Genomic DNA, 20,397 nt, shown 5'->3' with positions numbered 1-20,397 from the left:
CAGATGAAAGGGAGAGAGCATAATGCCTTCAGCAATATTTGGCTCCATTGAAGCAGGTGCAATTTATGCATTAATGGCGTTAGGTGTATATTTATCTTTTAGAGTATTAGATTTTCCTGATTTAACTGTTGATGGTAGTTTTGTGACTGGTGGAGCAGTTGCTGCCGTTTTAATTGTAGGAGGAACGAATCCATTTTTAGCAACAATTTTAGCTTTCGTTGCCGGTTTTCTAGCTGGTAGCGTGACAGGGTTACTTCATACAAAAGGAAAGATCAATCCTTTATTATCAGGGATTATCATGATGATTGCTTTGTACTCTATTAATCTACGCATTATGGGTAAGTCGAATATCCCACTATTATCAGAGGAAACCGTCATTACAAAACTAACTGATTTTTGGCAAGGATTAGGTTTAGATAATGCCTTAGCTTTCATTGGCTTTGTGCCAAAAACATGGGCAATCTTAATTCTTATGCTTATATTGGCTCTTTTTGTCAAAGTAATGATTGATTGGTTCTTGAAAACTGATATTGGTCTGGCCATTCGAGCAACAGGTAATAATGAAACGATGATTCGTAGCTTTTCAGCGAATACAGATACATTAAAAATATTAGGTCTAGGGCTATCTAACGGTTTGGTAGCTTTATCAGGTGGCTTAGTGGCACAATACAATGGTTTCAGTGATGTCGGCATGGGTATAGGCATGATTGTTATTGGGCTAGCTTCTGTTATTATCGGCGAAGCGATTTTTGGTGCAAAAACAATTTTTCGAGCAACGTTAGCTGTTATCGGTGGGGCGATTCTGTATCGTATTATTGTTACATTAGCGCTACGCGTGGAGTTCTTAGAAACGGGAGATATGAAATTAATTACGGCATTGATTGTCGTCTTCGCGCTTGTCCTACCGAAGATTCTTGAGAAGCAAAAAGAGAGACAACGAAAGAAAAAACGAATGCTTCAAGCAGGAATGGAATAAGTAGAAGAGAGGGGTGACGACATGCTTGAATTAAATCAGATTCATAAAATCTTCAATGAAGGCACACCAGATGAGAAGATTGCACTAACACAGATGAATCTCGATCTTCATCAAGGCGATTTTATGACGGTCATTGGTAGTAATGGGGCAGGAAAATCGACTTTAATGAACATTATCTCAGGGAAGTTAATACCGGATGTCGGTCAAGTAATTATTGATAGAAAAAATGTATCGAATGTAAAGGAAAATAAACGGGCACGTCTAATAGGGCGCGTATTCCAAGATCCAATGGCAGGGACTGCACCTGCAATGACGATTGAAGAGAACTTAGCTATTGCCTACACAAGAACGAGATCACGCGGCTTGCATATAGGCGTTTCGAAAAAAAGAAAAGCGTTTTTTCAAGAAAAATTAGAGATGCTTCATTTAGGTTTGGAAAACAGACTGCAAGCAAAAGTAGGTTTATTATCAGGTGGTGAGAGGCAGGCATTGTCTCTTTTAATGGCAACCTTCACTGAACCTAAAATCCTTTTATTGGATGAGCATACGGCTGCATTAGATCCATCCCGGGCAGAATTGATTACGAATTTAACGAAAGAAATTGTTGATAAATTCCAATTAACGACATTAATGGTAACTCATAATATGCAGCAAGCAATTGACCTAGGAAACCGGTTAATTATGATGGATAAAGGCCAGATTATTTTCTCTGCGGATGAGAAGCAAAAATCGCAGCTTACGGTTGAAAAATTATTAAATGAGTTTCAACAAATTCGTGGTGAAAAAATGAACAGTGACCGTGCAATACTTGCATAAATGAAGATTTTAGTGTGAGAAAGAGTCCGTTAATGGGCTCTTTTTTTGTGGTGCGGGAGTTGATTTTTATGTTTCTTCAATAGAATGTTAATAAATACGATACCAGGGTGGCTTCTATTTAATGATTTTGACTTGGTGAAGAAATGGTTGATCAAATCTTGTAATGAAGCATAATCTAAAATAGCAATTTCTTCATAAAACCGTACACCCTTGATCTTCTAATGGACAATATTCATAAACGGTGATACTGTCACAACTTATTGGTGCAAGTGGACTTTCTAGTTGGCGAATGACTAGTAGGAGAAGCGTAAACATAGAAATAGCCACCTGATAAAAGGTGACTATGCAAATTACCTCACAACCTAATTCTTTACCAATAATTTCATGAATTTTCTTTTACCTACTGAAACAATCATATTATGGCTAATCGTAGTCGTTTCCATTTCAGTGGTGATTTTTTTACCATTTATTTTAATTGCGCCACCAGCAATCATTCTTTTTGCCTCGGATTTTGAAGGTAGTAAGCCTGTATTCACTAACAATTGCACAATGGTGATAGAAGTTGGGCCAGACCATATCATTGTCGGCAGATCTTCAGGTAATTCTCCTTTTTGGAAAATCGTAATAAATTGTTGTTCTGCTTTTTCAGCTGCTTCTTCATCATGGTTCATTTGTACAATTAGCTTTGCTAATTGCATTTTTACATCACGTGGATGGAGGGTTTGCTTATCTAGCCCTTCTTCTATCTCAGTTATTTCTTCAGGTGTAAGAGGTGTAATAAGTGTAAAATACTTCTCCATGAGTTCATCCGGAATGGACATTGCTTTCCCGTACATTTCGTTTGCTGGTTCATTAATACCGATATAATTATTCTTCGATTTTGACATTTTCTCAACGCCATCTAATCCTTCAAGTAGTGGCATCAGCAGTGCAATTTGCTTAGGTTTTCCAAATTTCTCTTGAAAGTGCCTACCCATAAGGATATTAAAGTGCTGATCGGTGCCCCCTAACTCAATATCACATTCAAGCACAACAGAATCGTATCCTTGCATGACTGGGTAGAAGAATTCGTGTAAAGAAATCGGCTTCCCGAAGGCAATTCTTTCTTCAAAGTCATCACGTTCCATTAAACGGGCAATGGTAATTTTACCTGCTAATTGAATGACATCATCAAACTTAAGTTGAGAGAGCCATGTTGAATTATAATGTAATTCAACTTTTTCCATATCGAGTACTTTACCAAATTGCTCAAAATAAGTTTGGGCGTTATGCTTCACTTCTTCATCGGTTAACGGCTTTCTAGCGATGGACTTACCTGTTGGATCACCAATCTTACCAGTAAAATCCCCAATTAATAATTGAATCGTATGACCATTATCTTGGAATTGCTTTAACTTCTTTAAAACAACCGTATGACCTAAATGAACGTCAGGAGCTGAAGGGTCTAAGCCAAGTTTTATCTTTAAAGGTTTATTTAATAAAATAGATTTTGCTAACTTTTCTTCTAATTCTTCAGTGGGTATTATTTCTTGCACACCTTGTTTGTATAACTTTAATTGTCTCTGTAACTCTTTTAATTGCTGTTCTGATAATTTTTCTTTCACAATTATTCACATCCTTAATAAATAATAAAAATCCACATCCCTAATAAAAGGGACGTGGATTTCACGCGTTACCACCCTAATTGAGAAGTATAATACTTCTCCACCTCAACATTTAACGAACGTAGCCGTTCATTGCAAGTAGCAATGAAAGTTCAAGAAGTTGTAATTCGCTTCATCCTTTATACCGACTCTCAGTCATTTGTCGGCTCTCTGTGATAGGGAGGAGGTTGCTACTAAGACTTCTATCATCACTTTTTCTTTATTAAAATTTATTGTCTTTAATGAGCCGGTAAAGGGTTGCAGCTAATTGCTTTTGATCGTCCGTTTTTAACCCTTTAACAATGGAGATTTCTCCCTCATGAAATTCGGGATAAAGCTCTTCAATGACTTCTTTACCCTTAGGGGTAATCACAACAAAGGTATTTCGGCGATCTCTTGGGTCGGTTTCCCTTCTGCAAAATGACTTATTCTCTAATGTACGCATAATATTACTGATTGTTGCTTTTGATACACCTGCAGAAAGGGCAAGCTCTTTTGTTTCCATTTTTCCATATATCCATAAATCATAAAGAATCGAAAAGGAAGTCCAAGAGATTTTATGCTTGGCTAACACTTCTTGCTCTAGCTTATTTTTAATGCCTTGGCCAATGCGATATAGGCTAGTGACTACGGCTATTGCATTTGGCTCTATCGTTGTTTTTTTACTTATCTTTTGAATGACCGTTGACTCTTCAGGATGCAAATAGCCATCTTCGTCTAATTGATGAATAGGATCACTCCTCTATTATTTTCAGAATCATTAGCTATGAAATGATTCTACAAAAAAAGAAACAGGATTGCAACCCTTAAACTTAAGGGTAATACAAAACTGTTTGATAAATAATCATATCTTCCCCAATATTGCGATACGTATGAGCCTTGTTGGCGGAGAAACGGATGGAATTACCTGGTTGAATGGTATATTGTTGTTCATTAATTTCAAGTTGTAGTGTACCAGTAATCACCGTTACATACTCTTCAACACCTTCATTATGTTTTTCTGATAGATGTTCATAACCTGTCTCAATCTCGACAGTAAAAATTTCAAACTTTTTCCTTGGGTCAAATGGGAAGACCGGATATACGCGATATTTCCCACTATACTCCATAATGGGACTGATATCATGGCGATTAACCACATGAATAGGAGACTGCTGTTCCTGAATTAAAGATGAGAAGGAAACTTGTAATCCTGTGGCAATCTTCCATAATGTTGTCACAGTTGGGTTGGATTCACCACGTTCTATTTGTCCAAGCATCGCTTTACTTACATTAGTTAAGTTGGCTGTAGTATCTAGACTTAAACCTCGTGCTTTACGTAGATTTTTTAAGTTAACGCCGATATTTTTTTGAATATTATCCATAATTCCTCCGAAAATGATTGTTTAATATAACGTACAAATGTATAATATACTGTACAAATAACTAATCAGTTTATTTATTCAATATTATACTATTTTTGGGGATGAAGGGTAGGGAGAAATCTTGGCGGAGCTATTGTTACAAACAAGAGAAGTACCATTTCGAAAAGGGTTGCAGGCTGGTGTAAGTATTGCGATTGGTTATGCCCCCGTTGCACTTACTTTTGGCTTATTAGCAAAGACAGCAGGTTTATCTTTTATAGAGACCGTACTTATGAGTATGGTTGTTTTTGCAGGTGCATCACAATATATGGCACTTAGCTTAATTAGTTTAGGAACGAGTACTTTTGAAATTATTTTTACAACTTTTATTGTTAATATTCGCCATTTTCTGATGAGTACAGCGCTTAATGAAAAAGCAGAAGATGACAAACTAATGAAAAAGGCCCTCTATTCATTCGGCATTACAGATGAATCTTTTTCAGTTATTGCTACAAAAGACGGTGTGCAAAAAACTGGCTTTATTTTAGGTGTGAATATCATTGGGTATATGAGCTGGGTTACTTTTACGGCCCTTGGATACGTCGTTGGTGCAAACTTGCCACAAGTGTTACAAGAAAGCATGACAGTTGCGTTATATGCGATGTTTATTGGTCTACTTGTTCCTTCGATGAAAGGGAGTGCTAAGGTTGTTTACCTTGCTGCTATTGCTGCCGGATTAAACACTATTTTTACCTTTACAGGTGCACTTTCAACAGGATGGTCAATTGTTATAGCAACTTTAATTTCTTCCGTTCTTGTTGAGGTTATAGAAGGAATGAAGAGAGGGGATCGGCAAAATGAGCAATGAAGTACTTTGGTTAATTATTGGCATGGGTCTTGTTACATATCTTCCAAGGGTTGCGCCATTTTTACTTTTTAAAGGAAAGGAACTGCCTATATTTGTGCAATCTGTTCTAAAAAATGTTCCTTATGCGACACTAGGTGCTCTTATTTTTCCTGGGGTTTTGCTTATTGGAGAAAGCATCTGGTACGGCTTACTTGGTGCGGCGATTGCGTTTATCGTTGCTTATATTGGCGCGAATGTAGTCTTTGTTGTCCTTAGTGCTATTATTGTTTTGTCAGGTTACTCCTTATTCATCAGTTAGTTATTTCTTTCCTCCTTTTTGCAGTTCTAAATATGGAAAAGTATACTAAACTAAGTATGAAGGGTTGTACTTTTTTTCATTGAGATTAAAGGAGGGAACAAATTGGCAAGAAAAATTGGTCTTTATGGCATTCTTGGCTACTTTTTATATGGTTTATTCTTTTATTGGTATTTATTCCATTTTGCAAATACAGATTTACCGTTCGAGTATCAAGGTACAGTTGCTGATCCTGCCACTTTTTTAAATGGTAGAGAACTTGTATTAACTGAGGAATATTCGAAAATACGTAATTTACTATTTTTCTTGTCTACACCATTTGAATGGATATTTTATTTATCAATTCTTTTATTGGGCTTATCTGGTGCCTTTAAAAAATGGGCTGAGCAATCTTCTAAATTCAAATTTGTGCAAACGTCTATTTATGTTGCTTGGTTGTCACTATTCGCTTTTATCGCTACGACACCACTCAGCTATATCAGTTATCATTTTTCAAAGCAGTACAATATTTCTACGCAAAGTTTTGCTAGCTGGATGAAAGATGAACTTATAGACTTTTGGGTGAACTTTGGCATGATGGTGCTTATCGTTTATGTATTATATCTGCTTATTAATAAAAGCAGGAAGCGGTGGTGGCTATATGCTTGGATGTTAACCGTTCCTTTTTCATTGTTTTTAATGTTCCTTCAACCAGTGGTCATTGATCCGTTATATAATGATTTCTATCCTTTAAAGAATAAGGAATTAGAGAGTAAAATATTGACGCTTGCTCATGAAGCAAACATCCCAGCTGACCATGTGTTTGAAGTCGATATGGCGGAGAAAACGAATGCTTTGAACGCTTATGTGACTGGTATTGGATCAAATTCCCGGATTGTTCTCTGGGATACAACTTTAAATAGATTAGATGATGACGGTATTTTATTTATTATGGCACATGAAATGGCGCACTATGTTGAGAAGCATATATATATTGGCATAGGCGGATATTTATTATTATCTTTAGTTGGATTGTATTTAACTTATCGCATAATGGAGTGGGCGGTAACGAAGTATGGAGATGCTTTGAAGATTCCAGCAGTAAATGATATCCGTTCCTTCCCATTATTTCTTATGATTATTTCCATGCTTTTGTTCATTTCTAGTCCGTTGTCCAATTTGGTTTCACGTTATCAAGAAACAAGAGCGGATCATTATGCAGTTGAATTAACAAAAGATCCAGAAGCGGGGATTGAAACTTTTCAAGAGCTTACCAAAGCTGGTCTTAGTCAAGTGAATCCACCATTACTTGTGAAGGTATTTCGCTATGGACATCCGACAATGTTGGATCGAATCATTGAATTAGAAGAATATCAAATAAAACATCGAGACGATGAATAGATAAAAAGAGGTACCATTTTATGCACACAGCCTTTTGCATTTGCAACAGGGGGTGTGTATATTTTTTCCTTTTCCCCCCTTTTTTACCTCGTAGTTATAATTTCAAAAATAAAAAATCCCCCATTGGTGGTGGAGGATAATAGGTTACGAGCCATATTCTTTTTGCAGTTGAATATATTCATTTGATAGTGTAATGAACATTTTTTTATTTTTGCAGTCTAATGCTTCATCTAATTTCACTTTTACAGCTTGCAGTTTTCTGTTTAGGATAGCGTCGCTAATGACCATGTCGACATATAAGTCTAAAACAAATGCTTCTTTTTTTCTTTTGCGTTTCATGGCGCTTGCTTTCATTAATTCGGTGTATGATTTTTCTTTCATAAAAATCACCCCAATGGCTTTTTATTAGTATATGTAAAGAATTGTATTTATTCAACTTATTTTTGAATTTTTAAAAAATTAAATATATTATTTTCAAATAAATTGTCAATTTAATAGGAAAAAAGACTGGTTATCATCTTCCCTTTCTGGTAAAATAGAGCTAATTTTAAAAATATTTAGTTTATTTTTCAAAAAAAGTAAAGGGGTGTACCGTTTTATGGCTGAGAAGGAAACGATGATTGAAGAGTATGAAATTAATACAGAAACAATGATGATTTTGCCAATTGAATATGGTAGTAAGATTTATTCTCATATTTATGAAATCGAAGGTGAAGCGGTTTCGCCTTTTAAACCGCTTGAAATTATTAAGAAAAGTTGTCGCTTCTTTGGTGCTAGCTATGAAGGTAGAAAAGAGGGGACAAGACAACTGACAGGTATTACACATAAAGCACCTATTACAATTGATCCCACTAATCTCATTTATTTTTTTCCAACAGCTTCTGCTACAAACCCCAACTGTATATGGATATCTAATGAGCATGTACTCCATTATCGTCCGCATGAGGGAGGACAAACAGAAGTAACTTTTAGAAATAGGCGTACGCATATTATCCCTGTTTCACATAACATATTTCAAAATCAAATTCTAAGAACCGTTCTGTTAAAAGATACGTTATCGAGCAGAATTGAAGAAACGGAACGAAAATCGCTTTACTTTCTAAAAAGAAAAAAAGCAGAGAAAGTTTCAGAAAACATTAACTTCCTTCGCAGATTATGATGGATATTATTTGCTAATTGGCGATGAAGTATAACGTTTGAATAAATAAAACTCCAGTAATTCATGGACTTTATTTCGTATACGAGGGTTAAAATAATTATGTTGCTCTTCATATCCTTTATAAAGAAACATGAACATTGTAAATGCTTCATCGCGCTTAATTTCTTGTACACTCAACTTTTCTTTATTCATATAGTGCTTCACGCTTCTTAATTCCTTCTGGATTACCCTCATTGTTTCATCAACTAAATTCACATAAGGTTGCTTCAACTTAAACGGACTTGCATCAATCACTTTTAAATCCCTATTAAGTATCGTAAGCACCATTGGCAAATAAATCGCTTGTTCCATAATATTCCGGTCTCGCTCAGGAATTCTTGTCATCGTAAATACTTCTCCTTTTTTTAGTGTAGAACACTTGTTCTTATTATATTCTACTCTCATTAAAATATTCATGCAACTGTATCCATTTTTTGTTATTTGATTTTTAGCTTGAAAGAGCGGTATGAATTGCTCACAATAAAAGTGGATAAATAAAGGGGAATATTACTTACGTCACGAATAAAAGTGAGAAGAACCTATAGAGGAGTGAAGAGGATGAATGCAAAAAAACGAATCAAGCCGGAGGATCAATATCAACTAAAGTCGGTATCTGATCCACAATTAAGTAAGAATGGCTATGATTGTGTTTATATAGAAACGACCATGTGTGAAGAAGAAAATACATATAGCTCTCATTTGTTTTACATAAATACAAATCAACCTGCAGAAACGCAACAATTAACATACGGAAAAGGGAGAAACTTGGCACCAAGATGGTCACCAGATGGGTCACAAATCGCATTTGTTTCTAATCGTAATCATGAGGTGAATCAAATATTTATGTTATCAATGAACGGAGGTGAAGCAAAACAACTGACAAATGAACCGAATGGTGCGACCAATCCTATATGGTCACCGGATGGTAAAAGAATCGCTTTTCAATCAACTGTAGAGAAAGAGAACCTTCCAGAAAAAAACAAGGATAAACCAGAGCCGGTTGAAATAGAAAGGATGAAATATAAGTCTGACGCCAAAGGTTTATGGTCTGGTGATTATCAACATATTGGAGTAATTGATATTGCTTCAGGAGAGCGTGAATGGCTTACATCAGGAGAGCAGGATTATTATCTCCAATGCTGGTCTCCGGACAATCAATCTATTGCATTATTAGCCGATTTGGCAACAGATAAAGATCATTCTTTCAATAATGATGTATACATATTAGATGTTGAAAGTAAGCAGATGGAGAATATGACAAAAGGAGTTGCCAGCTTCTCTCATTTATCATGGTCCCCTGATGGCAAATGCTTGGGGCTAATTGGGTCGAAGTCGACCTATAGGAATGCTTCTTTGTCTAGGATATGGACATTAGATGTATCCACGGGAGAATTGACTTGTTTAACAGAAGAATGGGATGTACAAGTCGGTGATTATGTTGTTGCTGACTTCCATCAGTCTGCAAATGCTTCACAGATTTTATGGGCTGAGGATAGCTCGAGCTTCTATTTTCTAGCATCTGACCATGGCAATACAGTACTGTATTTTGGCACAGTTGAAGGAGCGATGTATCCGGCATTATTAGAAGAAAGGCATCATATTTATGGTGTTTCTACAGGAGGTACGATAGATAAAGCGATAGTAGCGATTAGCACACCTACTAATCCGGGAGATTTATACTTGTTAAACGTGACTAGTGGAGAAAAAACAAGACTGACAAATATTAATCAAGCTTTCTTTGAGGAAACAGCTGTTGCTGATGCAGAGGTCCTTCAATATCAATCGATAGATGGATGGGAATTACAAGGTTGGTTAATAAAGCCGATAAATCACGAGACAGGAGAGAAGTATCCTCTTATTGTAGAGATTCATGGTGGTCCACACATGATGTATGCCAATACATATGTCCATGAGTTTCAAGTGTTAGCCGCAGAGGGATATGCGGTGTTATATACAAATCCACGGGGCAGTCATGGATATGGACAAGCTTTTGTAGATGCTGTAAGAGGAGATTATGGTGGCAAAGATTATGAAGATATCATGACTGCTGTCGATTATGTTCTCGAATATGATGAGGGAATTGACCGTGAGAGGTTAGGGGTAACAGGCGGTAGCTACGGTGGCTTTATGACAAATTGGATTGTCGGACATACAAATCGTTTTAAGGCAGCTGTTACTCAGCGCTCCATATCTAATTGGATTAGCTTTTATGGTGTAAGTGATATCGGCTATTATTTCACTGACTGGCAAATAAAAAGCCAGTTAAAGGATATAGAAAAATTATGGAAACATTCACCATTAGCATTTGTGGAGCAAGTAGAAACCCCACTATTAATTTTACATAGTGAAAATGATTTAAGATGCCCGATTGAACAAGCAGAGCAATTTTACATTGCATTAAAACACCATAACAAACAAGCGAAGTTTATTCGTTTTCCACAAGCTAATCACGAACTCTCTAGAAGTGGGCACCCCAACTTAAGAATGAAGAGACTTCATTATATAAAAAATTGGTTTAATGAATATGTTTAAAGATGCTTACCCCGGAAGTGTGATCACTTTCGGGGTATTTGGTAATATTTCGTAAGTGAAACTTTTTTCATGCTGTATCAGTCATATATAAAGGGACGAAAATATCTTTAAAAAGATGTAAAGATAATGAAGAAATGATTTAGAAAAAAGGCTGCAACGTGTATAATTCTAGTATATCTTTTAAAAGAGTTACTGTTCTGTTTATTCCAAAAGTAACAGTATCGGGATAATCTGATATAATTTACAAAAAGAAAGAAAAGAATAATAGGATGAAAGGATACATTTAAAATGAGAGCTGAAAGACATCAAGGAAAGAAGAAAAAGCGGAAATTTGGCAAAATAATAAGAAATTTATTTATCATATTCTTGCTTGTTGTTGTTGCAGTAGTAGGATATTCTTACTACCAATTTAAACAAGGTCTACAAACTTCTAAAGCAGATAATGATTCAAGTGTACCAGAGCAAGTATACGAATTTAATGGTGAAAAAGATCAATACGGTGGAACGAATATTTTACTCTTAGGTAGTGACTCAAGAGGAGAAGAAAATGCACGTGCAGATACAATTATGGTTGCACATTATCAACCTGATTCAGGCACTTATAAAATGATTTCTTTTATGCGCGATATGTATGTCGATATTCCAGGACATGGTCAAAATCGTATTAATGCTGCACTTGCTTATGGAGGACCAGAATTATTAAGGCAAACGATTAAAGAGAACTTTAACATCGACTCGCAATATTATGCGATTCTTGATTTTGAGGGGTTTGAAAAGGTCATTGATGTGGCTTTTCCAAACGGTGTAGAAATCAATGTGGAGAAAGAGATGTCTCAGAAAATCGGTGTAACATTAAAGCCGGGATTACAGAAATTGGATGGCGAACACCTTTTAGGATATGTCAGATTCAGAAATGACGCGGTTGGCGATTTCGGTCGAGTTGAAAGACAACAAAACGCGATTAAAGCAGTAATGAATCAATTTACTAGTTTAAATACGATAGCTAAACTACCTAAACTAGTAGGAGTTGTTACACCTTACGTCAATACCAATATGAAAACAAGTGACATCTTATATATGGGAAAAGATGTTTTAATGAATGGAAGCCCGCAAGTAGAGTCATTAAGAATTCCAGCAGATGGCACTTACCAAAATGTTAGAATTAGTGGAATGGCTGTTTTACAGGTTGATTTAGAAGCAAACAAACAAGAGTTACAACAATTTTTAACTAACTAAAAGAAGAATATCTATGTTTTTTCGAGCGAGAGAAGGAGAGTATGGATGGATTTAGAGAGTATCAGACAGTGGCTTACACTAGAAAATATATTAGCTCTAATTGAAGAATATCGTTCATTTGGCCCTCTTCCAGGAATTCTACTACCTTTAATAGAGGCATTTTTACCTTTTCTCCCGCTTTTTTTATTCGTGATGGCTAATGCGAATGCGTTCGGATTATGGGGCGGATTTTTATATTCTTGGATTGGCTCAGTTGCAGGAGCTTTGCTCGTTTTTTTTATCATTAGAAAATATGGCCAAGCGCGATTCTTAAGTGTAATTAAAAACCATGATAAAGTAAAAAAATTAATGGCATGGGTTGAAAAGCATGGTTTTGCACCGTTATTTTTATTACTATGCTTCCCTTTTACACCATCTGCTATTGTAAATATTGTGGCTGGCTTATCGAGAATAAGTATTGCCCAATACGCATTGGCAGTCATAGCAGGAAAAATGGTAATGATTTTTACAATGAGTTTCGTCGGGCATGATATTGCATCACTGATTACAAAACCGACGAGAACGGCCATCGTCATCCTCATCATTGCTATTCTTTGGTATGTAGGTAAAAGAATAGAAATTAAATTAAATACAAGTGTAGAAAAACCGAAAAAATAGATAGGTTAGAGGAAAGCCCGGCAGATGTTTGCTGGGTTTTTTTATTTTTGAATAAGAACAGAAAAATAATAGAGCACATGCATCGATCATTCAACAAAGTTAAGGACCAAGTAGAATTCCCTGTATTTACTTTAAACTCAAAAAGGAGAAAAATGTGAGAGATGTGCTAAAATAGGAACAAAGATTCTATAGGTCGATTCACATTGAAAGTGAAGGTGAAAATACATGACAGTAAAGATGTTAATTGGTCGGTCTCAGACAGGAAAAACCGAGAAGATGGTCGGTGAGATAAAGCAACTTATGAAAGAAAATCCTGAAGGCTCACCAATTATTTATATTGTTCCAGAACAGATGACGTTTCAATCTGAATATAAATTAGCTAGTTCTAAAGGTTTAGGAGGAATGATAAGAACACAAGTTTTTTCTATCACGAGATTAGCATGGCGAGTTCTGCAAGAGACCGGTGGAATAAGCCGTTATCATTTAAGTAGTATTGGTACAAACATGCTCATTCGCAAGATTATTGAGGAACAGAAGGATGAGCTGAAAATTTTTCAAAATGCAGCTGATAAAAATGGGTTTATCCAGCAGATGGAAAGCATGTTAACAGAGTTTAAACGCTATTGTGTGAACCCTACTGAATTAGAAATGCGAATAGCGCAATTACAACAGAATGATCATGAGAAAAAAGTATTAGCAGAGAAACTGCATGATTTAGAATTGATTTATTCGAAGTTTGAAGCCGGTATATTGGATAAATACTTAGACTCGGAAGACTATTTGCAATTACTTGCTGAAAAAGCAAATGAATCGGTTTATTTGCAAAAGGCAACAGTTTATATCGACGGTTTCCATAGCTTTACACCACAGGAATACCGCGTTATTGAAGCACTTATCCGTCATTGTCCAAATATGACAATTGCCCTAACGCTAGATCAGCCGTTTGATAACGAACCACCAGATGCCCTCCATTTATTTAGGCAAACAGGTGAGACGTATCAAACAATTCTAGAGATAGCTAAGCAACAAAATCAACAAGTCGAATATGAGTTACTTTCTCAAGTTTCGACAAACAAGCATGAATCATTGAGACATTTTGAAGCCAATTTTGAAGTGCGTCCGACTATCCCATTTAGTGGGGAGGCACGGGTCATGATTGCCCATGCAATGAATCGCAGAGCAGAAATTGAGGGGATTGCCCGGAAGGTTCGTGCCCTTGTTCGTGATGAAGGGTTAAGGTATAAAGATATAACCGTACTTATGAGAAACGGTCATGAATATCATGATTTAATTACAACCGTGTTTAATGATTATGAGATTCCTTTATTTATTGATAGAAAGAAGTCCATGTTACATCATCCTGTTGTCGAGTTTATTCGTTCCAGTTTAGAGGTGTTAATGAGTAATTGGCGATATGAACCTGTTTTCCGTACGATAAAAACTGAAATGCTTTTTCCACTTAACTATTCGTCTCCATTATTACGTGAGAAGATGGACCGGTTAGAAAATTATGTTTTATCTTATGGCATACAAGGTAGTAAATGGACAAAGAAAGAGCGCTGGACATATCGGAGAATTCGTGGTCTTGAGATGACAAATACAGGGCAAACAGATGCAGAAAGAGACATAGAAGAAGAAGTCAATCAATTAAGAGATATCGTAACTGCACCACTATTGAGACTTTCAAGGCGAATGAAGAAAGCGGAAACGGGCAGGGAATACGCAGAAGCCCTTTATTTATATTTAGAAGAAACAGATATCCCAGCCAAAATAGAAAAACTTCAAATAGAGACGGAAGAAAGAGGAGAGCTTGTTAGATCTAGAGAGCATAACCAAGCATGGAATGCAGTGGTTGAGCTATTGGATGAATATGTAGAAATGCTTGGTAGTGAGCAGATGACGACAGAGCGCTTTGCGACCATATTAGATGCAGGTATTGAAGCACTACAATTTAGTATTGTGCCACCTGCAATGGACCAGGTAATTGCTGCTGATATGGAAAGATCACGAGTGGCTGATATGAAAGCTGCCTTTATTATTGGCTTAAATGAAGGGGTTCTACCAGCAAAGTTTCCAGAAGAAGGTGTATTAGCAGATGATGATCGCGAGCAGTTATTGTCACTAGGAATGAAAGTAGCTCCTTCAACGAAAACGAGATTGTTAGATGAAGAGTTTTTGGCGTATAAGGCATTTGTCACACCGTCAGATTATTTATTTGTTAGCTATCCAATGGCAAACGAAGAAGGAAAGGCACTCATTCCCTCTCCATTTATAAAGAGAATACAAGATCAATTTGTACAAATAAAAGAAGAGTATTTGATGTCAGATCCAGCAGAACTAAATGAAGAAGGACAAATAGACTATATCAGTCATATTAATACAGCATTAACGTTTTTAACATCACAATTACAATTACAGAAACGTAATTATGCCATTTATGACATGTGGTGGGATACGTATAATATTTATTTACAGAAATCAGGCTGGCAAGATATCACAAACAAGGTTTTAGCAAGTTTACATTATGAGAATAGGACAGAACCACTAGATGAAGAGATTAGTAAAGCATTGTATGGTGAAACGATTCGTGCAAGTGTATCAAGAATGGAACTCTTTCATAGCTGTCCGTTCTCACATTATGCCCAATATGGTTTGCGTTTGAGAGAACGGCAAGTCTTTCGATTAGAGGCACCTGATATTGGTGAATTATTTCACGCCGCCCTAAAATACATAACCGAAACGGTTATGCATAAGGACTTGCAATGGTCAGATATGACAAGGGAACAATGCGAATTACTTGCAAAAGAAGCAGTTGAACTACTTGCACCTAAATTACAGCATGAAATTCTCTTAAGCTCTAATCGATACTTCTATATTAAGCGAAAACTGGAGCAAATCATTAGCCGTGCATCCTTTATTATGGGAGAACATGCAAAATCCAGTGGATTCACACCCGTCGGTTTAGAGATGAGCTTTGGACCTTCTGGTGATTGGCCATCTCTATCTTTTCCATTGAAAAATGGCAGTATGATGGAACTAGTGGGACGCATTGATCGTGTTGATCAAGCGAAAGGTGAGAAGACAGGATCGTATTTGCGCATTATTGATTATAAGTCAAGTGAGAAAGATGTGAATATTAACGAGGTCTATTACGGATTATCGTTACAAATGTTAACCTATTTGGATATTGTCATTGCCCATTCAGAGGAACTCATCGGTATGAAAGCTGATCCAGCGGGTGTTCTGTATTTTCATGTTCACAATCCAATGATTAACTCAAGCAAAATGCTTGGTTTAGACGAGATAGAAAAAGAGATCTTGAAAAAGTTCAAAATGAAGGGATTATTATTAGGAGAAGAAAATGTTGTACGTTTGATGGACAAGTCATTAACAACAGGCGATTCGCCGATTATTTCTGCTGGCTTTAATAAAGATGGGACGCTATCAAAGCGATCCAAGGTTGCTGATAAAGCGGAATTTAATTACTTGCGACAATTCGTGAGAAGTAAATATATTAAAACGGGTAACCAAATGACAGGTGGTCAAGTGGAGATATCACCATATAAATTGAAAGAACGGACGCCATGTACATTTTGTTCTTTTAAATCCATCTGTCAATTTGATGAGTCATTAGAAACGAATACATTTAGATTATTAGATGAAAAACCGAGAGATGAAGTGCTAACTCGGATAAGAGAGGAGGCAGAAAAGGATGCCTAAATCTATCATTCCACCAAAGCCTGAGAATCTTACTTGGACAGATGATCAGTGGAAAGCGATCCATGCGACAAATCAAGATATTCTCGTAGCGGCAGCAGCAGGATCGGGGAAAACCGCTGTACTAGTTGAAAGAATCATTACCAAAATATTAAACACTGACAATCCCATGAATGTCGATGAGCTTCTTGTTGTCACATTTACTAATGCTTCAGCAGCAGAAATGCGTCATAGAATAGGAGAAGCGCTAGAGAAGGCAATTCAAGCGGACCCACATTCCTATCATTTACGTAAACAATTAACTTTGCTCAATAAAGCATCCATCTCAACGTTGCATTCTTTCTGCTTAGAGGTAATAAAGAAATATTATTATTTAATCAATATAGACCCAGGATTTAGAATTGCAGATGAAACAGAGGCTCAATTATTACGAGATGAAGTTTTAGATGATTTATTTGAAGAAGCTTATGGTAAAGAAGATAACGAAGTATTTTATCACTTAGTGGATACGTTCACAAACGATCGTAGTGATGTGGCGCTTCAAGATATGATTAGACAAATCTATGATTTTGCTCGAGCAAATCCGTCAATGGATGATTATTTGGACAAGATGATTGAGATGTACAATGTGACTCCTACTGCAAATATGGACGATATTCCATTTGTTGGTTATCTCCTCTCGGATGTTCACCTGCAATTACAAGGTGTAAGAAGTTTATTAGTCCACGGCCTTGATTTAACAAAGCAACCTGGGGGACCAGCGCCAAGAGCGGACAACTTTGTAGCAGATATCCAACTAGTCGATATCTTAATTCAGGCGGCTGAGCAATCTTGGGAGACATTGTATGAGGCAATGCAGTCTTATAAATTTAAAACATTAAAGGCTTGTAAAGGGGAAGAGTTTGAGCCAGAACTAATAGAAGAGTCGAAAAAAGTGCGAGATCAAGCGAAAGATGTCTTGAAGAAACTGAAAGAAGAGCTTTTTAGCAGGAAAGCAGAATCTTTTCTAAGTGATATGTTAGAAATGAAGCCACATATTGCAGGATTAGCACAATTAGTAAAAGCATTTGCAGAGAGGTTTGCAGCAGTTAAAACAGAAAAAGGATTAGTAGACTTCGCTGATTTAGAGCATTATTGTTTGGATATTCTTGGGGTTGTTGATCAATCTAATCAATTCATTCCTACAGACGCTGCCCTTGCCTATAAAAAACAATTTAAAGAAGTGCTAGTCGATGAGTATCAAGATACGAATATGGTACAAGAGGCGATTCTTCAACTAGTCACAAATGATAATGAGTTAAACGGAAACCTCTTTATGGTTGGAGATGTAAAACAATCGATTTATCGTTTCCGTTTAGCAGAACCGAACTTATTTTTAAACAAATATAATCGGTTCACGACTGACGGTGAATCAACAGGTTTGCGCATTGATCTGGCGCGGAATTTCCGCAGTAGAAAAGAAGTCCTACATGGTACCAATTTTATCTTTAAGCAAATTATGGGAGAAAATGTAGGGGAGATTGTTTATGATGAAGCAGCTGAACTTGTTCCTGGAGCTGCTTATCCTGAAGAAGTGACGCATCCGATTGAGTTAACGATGATTGATCTTGAAGATGAAGATCATACGGAACAACCTGATTCGTTTGAGGAAGAAGAACTCGCGCAATCACAGTTAGAAGCAAGACTCATAGCAAAGAAAATAAAAGAATTAATGGCTAGCCATAAACAAGTGTATAATGCAAAGCTTAAGCAAGAGCAACCGATGAAGTATCGGGATGTTGTGATTTTATTGCGTTCAATGACGTGGGCACCACAAATGATAGAGGAATTAAGACAGCAAGGGATTCCTGTTTATGCTGATCTTTCACAAGGCTATTTTGATGCAACGGAAGTTTCCATTATGATGTCACTCTTAAAAGTGATAGATAATCCATATCAAGATATTCCATTAGCCGCTGTATTACGTTCACCAATTGTTGGTCTAACAGAGAATCAATTGGCGACCATAAGAGTTCCTCATCAAACTGGTGCTTATTATGAAGCGGTTCAACAATTTTGTTCTGAAGTTCAAACAGGGGCTAAGGTTGCCATTTATGATAAGCTAAAGCCGTTTTTATTGCAGTTAGAAAATTGGCGACAAAAAGCCAGACAAGGTGCTTTATCTGATTTGATTTGGCAATTATATAGAGAAACACGATTTTATGATTTTGCAGGTGGTATGCCTGGTGGAAAACAACGCCAAGCTAATTTGCGCGCCTTATATGATCGGGCAAGACAATATGAAGCTACATCATTTAGAGGATTGTTTAGATTTTTGCGCTTTATTGAAAGAATGAGAGAAAGAGGAGACGATTTAGGGGCTGCCCGTGCCTTAGGAGAACAGGAAGATGTAGTACGTATCATGACTATTCATAAAAGTAAAGGGTTAGAGTTTCCTTTTGTCTTTATGCCAGGGCTAGCACGAAACTTTAATACGATGGATTTGAAGAAGTCTTTCTTGCTAGATAAGGATCTGGGGTTAGCATATAAATATGTGAATGCAAATAAACGGATTTCTCTTGCTTCGTTACCGCAGCTTGCCTTCAAACGTAAGAAAAAAATGGAGATGCTTGCTGAAGAAATGCGAGTGCTCTATGTTGCTTTGACAAGAGCGAAGGAAAAGCTTTTCTTGATTGCTTCACCGAAAAATATGGCTAAGAAGTTGAAGGATTGGCAAAGGGTGTCGAGGAAGTCAGACTGGCTACTTGATGTTTTTACTCGTGCTCAAAGTACAAGCTATTTAGACTGGATTGCACCTGCTATCATCCGACATCAAGATAGCGCAACTTTAGATACTAGTTTGAACCCGGTAGTAGCAGCAATTCATAAGCATCCATCTAGTTGGGAAGTTCAAATTGTTGCAAAAGAAGAAGCAAAGGCGATGATTGATGAAAATCAAGTTGAATCTGACCTTCTCTTAGAAAAAGTACAGCAGGGAGAAAGAGTCGATAAAGAATCTCGTTATTATGAAACGATTAAGCATCGTCTAGAATGGTCATATCCTTATCAATCAGCAATGAAATCAAGATCGAAACAGTCAGTTTCTGAAATAAAAAGGCAAAAAGAAATCTTTTCTCAAGAAGAAAGTGGACAAGAATTAGTTAAAGGGTTTAAAAAGCCAATTTTAAATCGACCGTTATTCATGCAAGAAAAGTCCATTACACCTGCTGAAAGAGGAACGGCCTTGCATACAGTGATGCAACACTTGGACTTACATGATGCAGCAGATGAAAAGCATATAATGGAAAAAGTAGAACATTTAGTGAAAAAAGAACTGTTAACAGCTGAGCAAGCTACGGTCGTTGACCCAGCTTTGATTGTTGACTTCCTTGAAAGTGAGCTAGCTGAGCGTATGAGAAAAGCAACGACTTTGCAAAGAGAAGTACCGTTTAACCTTGCTTTGCCAGCTAGTGAAGTTTACTCCCATTGGGATCAAGCAGAAGATACGGTATTAGTACAAGGAATTATTGACTGTTTGTTTGAGGATCATAAGGGCCTTGTTATCGTGGATTACAAATCAGATCGCATTACCGATCGTTTTAGAGGCGGAATGGATGAGGCAGCGCCGATTTTAATTGATAGATACCGAGTTCAAATTGATTTATATACGAAAGCGGTCGAACAGATTACAAAAAGGAAAGTCGCACAAAAGTACCTTTATTTCTTTGATGGCGGTTATTTTTTGCAAATATAAAAA

Annotated in this window: 17 protein-coding genes and 1 other annotated feature; of the genes, 11 read left to right on the top strand and 6 right to left on the bottom strand. The window is 36.7% G+C overall.

Going from position 1 to position 20,397, the window contains the following annotated elements; genetic code table 11:
* The first annotated feature begins 22 nt into the window (after positions 1 to 22).
* Positions 23 to 976, top strand: coding sequence for an ABC transporter permease (locus MKX29_RS00560; protein WP_289433302.1), 954 nt, complete (start codon positions 23 to 25; stop codon positions 974 to 976).
* Between the two features lie 21 nt (positions 977 to 997).
* Positions 998 to 1,792 (top strand): ABC transporter ATP-binding protein, encoded by a 795-nt coding sequence (locus tag MKX29_RS00555; protein WP_341103325.1) that lies wholly within the window; start codon positions 998 to 1,000, stop codon positions 1,790 to 1,792.
* Positions 1,793 to 1,984: 192 nt separating this feature from the next.
* On the opposite strand, the gene MKX29_RS00550 is transcribed toward MKX29_RS00555, so the two are convergent.
* The 4 genes from MKX29_RS00550 to MKX29_RS00535 all read right to left on the bottom strand — a co-directional run bounded on the left by MKX29_RS00550 (position 1,985) and on the right by MKX29_RS00535 (position 4,799).
* Entirely contained in the window at positions 1,985 to 2,107 is a 123-nt protein-coding gene (locus tag MKX29_RS00550) for a hypothetical protein (RefSeq protein WP_263624268.1), read from the bottom strand.
* Between the two features lie 47 nt (positions 2,108 to 2,154).
* Positions 2,155 to 3,396 (bottom strand): tyrosine--tRNA ligase, encoded by a 1,242-nt coding sequence (gene tyrS, locus MKX29_RS00545; RefSeq protein WP_445662685.1) that lies wholly within the window; start codon positions 3,394 to 3,396, stop codon positions 2,155 to 2,157.
* A 45-nt stretch (positions 3,397 to 3,441) separates the two neighbouring features.
* Positions 3,442 to 3,654, bottom strand: a binding site (T-box leader).
* 4 nt (positions 3,655 to 3,658) lie between these two features.
* Positions 3,659 to 4,138: a MarR family winged helix-turn-helix transcriptional regulator gene (locus MKX29_RS00540; protein ID WP_341103319.1), complete on the bottom strand. Its 480-nt coding sequence runs from the start codon at positions 4,136 to 4,138 to the stop codon at positions 3,659 to 3,661.
* 109 nt (positions 4,139 to 4,247) lie between these two features.
* The gene (locus MKX29_RS00535) at positions 4,248 to 4,799 is read right to left on the bottom strand and encodes a helix-turn-helix domain-containing protein (RefSeq protein WP_224937693.1); all 552 of its coding nucleotides are present in this window, start codon (positions 4,797 to 4,799) and stop codon (positions 4,248 to 4,250) included.
* Between the two features lie 121 nt (positions 4,800 to 4,920).
* On the opposite strand from MKX29_RS00535, the gene MKX29_RS00530 reads away from it, so the two are divergent.
* The 3 genes from MKX29_RS00530 to MKX29_RS00520 all read left to right on the top strand — a co-directional run bounded on the left by MKX29_RS00530 (position 4,921) and on the right by MKX29_RS00520 (position 7,321).
* On the top strand, positions 4,921 to 5,646 hold the full coding sequence (locus MKX29_RS00530; protein ID WP_224937694.1) for an AzlC family ABC transporter permease: 726 nt from the start codon (positions 4,921 to 4,923) through the stop codon (positions 5,644 to 5,646).
* Positions 5,636 to 5,944, top strand: a complete 309-nt coding sequence (locus MKX29_RS00525; RefSeq protein WP_095369864.1) for an AzlD domain-containing protein — start codon at positions 5,636 to 5,638, stop codon at positions 5,942 to 5,944. Before MKX29_RS00530 ends, MKX29_RS00525 begins: the two co-directional genes overlap by 11 nt.
* A gap of 102 nt (positions 5,945 to 6,046) precedes the next feature.
* Entirely contained in the window at positions 6,047 to 7,321 is a 1,275-nt protein-coding gene (locus MKX29_RS00520; protein WP_251161310.1) for a M48 family metallopeptidase, read from the top strand.
* 144 nt (positions 7,322 to 7,465) lie between these two features.
* On the opposite strand, the gene MKX29_RS00515 is transcribed toward MKX29_RS00520, so the two are convergent.
* Positions 7,466 to 7,702, bottom strand: a complete 237-nt coding sequence (locus MKX29_RS00515) for an IDEAL domain-containing protein (protein ID WP_224937696.1) — start codon at positions 7,700 to 7,702, stop codon at positions 7,466 to 7,468.
* A gap of 217 nt (positions 7,703 to 7,919) precedes the next feature.
* On the opposite strand from MKX29_RS00515, the gene MKX29_RS00510 reads away from it, so the two are divergent.
* Positions 7,920 to 8,480, top strand: coding sequence for a competence protein ComK (locus MKX29_RS00510; RefSeq protein ID WP_095369861.1), 561 nt, complete (start codon positions 7,920 to 7,922; stop codon positions 8,478 to 8,480).
* 6 nt (positions 8,481 to 8,486) lie between these two features.
* On the opposite strand, the gene MKX29_RS00505 is transcribed toward MKX29_RS00510, so the two are convergent.
* On the bottom strand, positions 8,487 to 8,864 hold the full coding sequence (locus MKX29_RS00505; RefSeq protein WP_224937697.1) for a hypothetical protein: 378 nt from the start codon (positions 8,862 to 8,864) through the stop codon (positions 8,487 to 8,489).
* Positions 8,865 to 9,077: 213 nt separating this feature from the next.
* Between MKX29_RS00505 and MKX29_RS00500 the strand changes: the two genes are divergently transcribed.
* The 5 genes from MKX29_RS00500 to addA all read left to right on the top strand — a co-directional run bounded on the left by MKX29_RS00500 (position 9,078) and on the right by addA (position 20,394).
* Positions 9,078 to 11,051: a S9 family peptidase gene (locus MKX29_RS00500; protein WP_341103306.1), complete on the top strand. Its 1,974-nt coding sequence runs from the start codon at positions 9,078 to 9,080 to the stop codon at positions 11,049 to 11,051.
* Between the two features lie 288 nt (positions 11,052 to 11,339).
* Positions 11,340 to 12,287 (top strand): LCP family protein, encoded by a 948-nt coding sequence (locus tag MKX29_RS00495; protein WP_224937699.1) that lies wholly within the window; start codon positions 11,340 to 11,342, stop codon positions 12,285 to 12,287.
* 45 nt (positions 12,288 to 12,332) lie between these two features.
* Positions 12,333 to 12,944 (top strand): TVP38/TMEM64 family protein, encoded by a 612-nt coding sequence (locus MKX29_RS00490; protein ID WP_224937700.1) that lies wholly within the window; start codon positions 12,333 to 12,335, stop codon positions 12,942 to 12,944.
* Between the two features lie 225 nt (positions 12,945 to 13,169).
* Positions 13,170 to 16,664 carry a helicase-exonuclease AddAB subunit AddB gene (addB, locus tag MKX29_RS00485; RefSeq protein WP_341103300.1) on the top strand — a complete coding sequence of 1,165 codons (3,495 nt, stop codon included), beginning with the start codon at positions 13,170 to 13,172 and terminating at the stop codon, positions 16,662 to 16,664.
* Positions 16,657 to 20,394, top strand: coding sequence for a helicase-exonuclease AddAB subunit AddA (gene addA / locus MKX29_RS00480; RefSeq protein ID WP_341103299.1), 3,738 nt, complete (start codon positions 16,657 to 16,659; stop codon positions 20,392 to 20,394). The genes addB and addA overlap by 8 nt, the downstream gene beginning before the upstream one ends.
* Positions 20,395 to 20,397: the final 3 nt, after the last annotated feature.

The sequence above is a fragment of the Cytobacillus sp. FSL R7-0696 genome (assembly GCF_038006865.1).
In the GTDB taxonomy this organism is placed as follows: Bacteria; Bacillota; Bacilli; order Bacillales; family Cytobacillaceae; genus Cytobacillus; species Cytobacillus kochii.
This window is presented reverse-complemented; position numbering and strand designations above follow the sequence as displayed.

Bases quoted from the DNA above. Each gene is read 5' to 3' on its own strand.
- MKX29_RS00500 (WP_341103306.1), top strand. From the start codon at position 9,078: ATGAATGCAAAAAAACGAATCAAGCCGGAGGATCAATATCAACTAAAG.
- MKX29_RS00550 (WP_263624268.1), bottom strand. From the start codon at position 2,107: ATGTTTACGCTTCTCCTACTAGTCATTCGCCAACTAGAAAGTCCACTT.
- addB (WP_341103300.1), top strand. From the start codon at position 13,170: ATGACAGTAAAGATGTTAATTGGTCGGTCTCAGACAGGAAAAACCGAG.
- MKX29_RS00515 (WP_224937696.1), bottom strand. From the start codon at position 7,702: ATGAAAGAAAAATCATACACCGAATTAATGAAAGCAAGCGCCATGAAA.
- MKX29_RS00490 (WP_224937700.1), top strand. From the start codon at position 12,333: ATGGATTTAGAGAGTATCAGACAGTGGCTTACACTAGAAAATATATTA.
- MKX29_RS00525 (WP_095369864.1), top strand. From the start codon at position 5,636: ATGAGCAATGAAGTACTTTGGTTAATTATTGGCATGGGTCTTGTTACA.
- MKX29_RS00555 (WP_341103325.1), top strand. From the start codon at position 998: ATGCTTGAATTAAATCAGATTCATAAAATCTTCAATGAAGGCACACCA.
- MKX29_RS00560 (WP_289433302.1), top strand. From the start codon at position 23: ATGCCTTCAGCAATATTTGGCTCCATTGAAGCAGGTGCAATTTATGCA.
- MKX29_RS00510 (WP_095369861.1), top strand. From the start codon at position 7,920: ATGGCTGAGAAGGAAACGATGATTGAAGAGTATGAAATTAATACAGAA.
- addA (WP_341103299.1), top strand. From the start codon at position 16,657: ATGCCTAAATCTATCATTCCACCAAAGCCTGAGAATCTTACTTGGACA.
- MKX29_RS00495 (WP_224937699.1), top strand. From the start codon at position 11,340: ATGAGAGCTGAAAGACATCAAGGAAAGAAGAAAAAGCGGAAATTTGGC.
- MKX29_RS00535 (WP_224937693.1), bottom strand. From the start codon at position 4,799: ATGGATAATATTCAAAAAAATATCGGCGTTAACTTAAAAAATCTACGT.
- MKX29_RS00505 (WP_224937697.1), bottom strand. From the start codon at position 8,864: ATGACAAGAATTCCTGAGCGAGACCGGAATATTATGGAACAAGCGATT.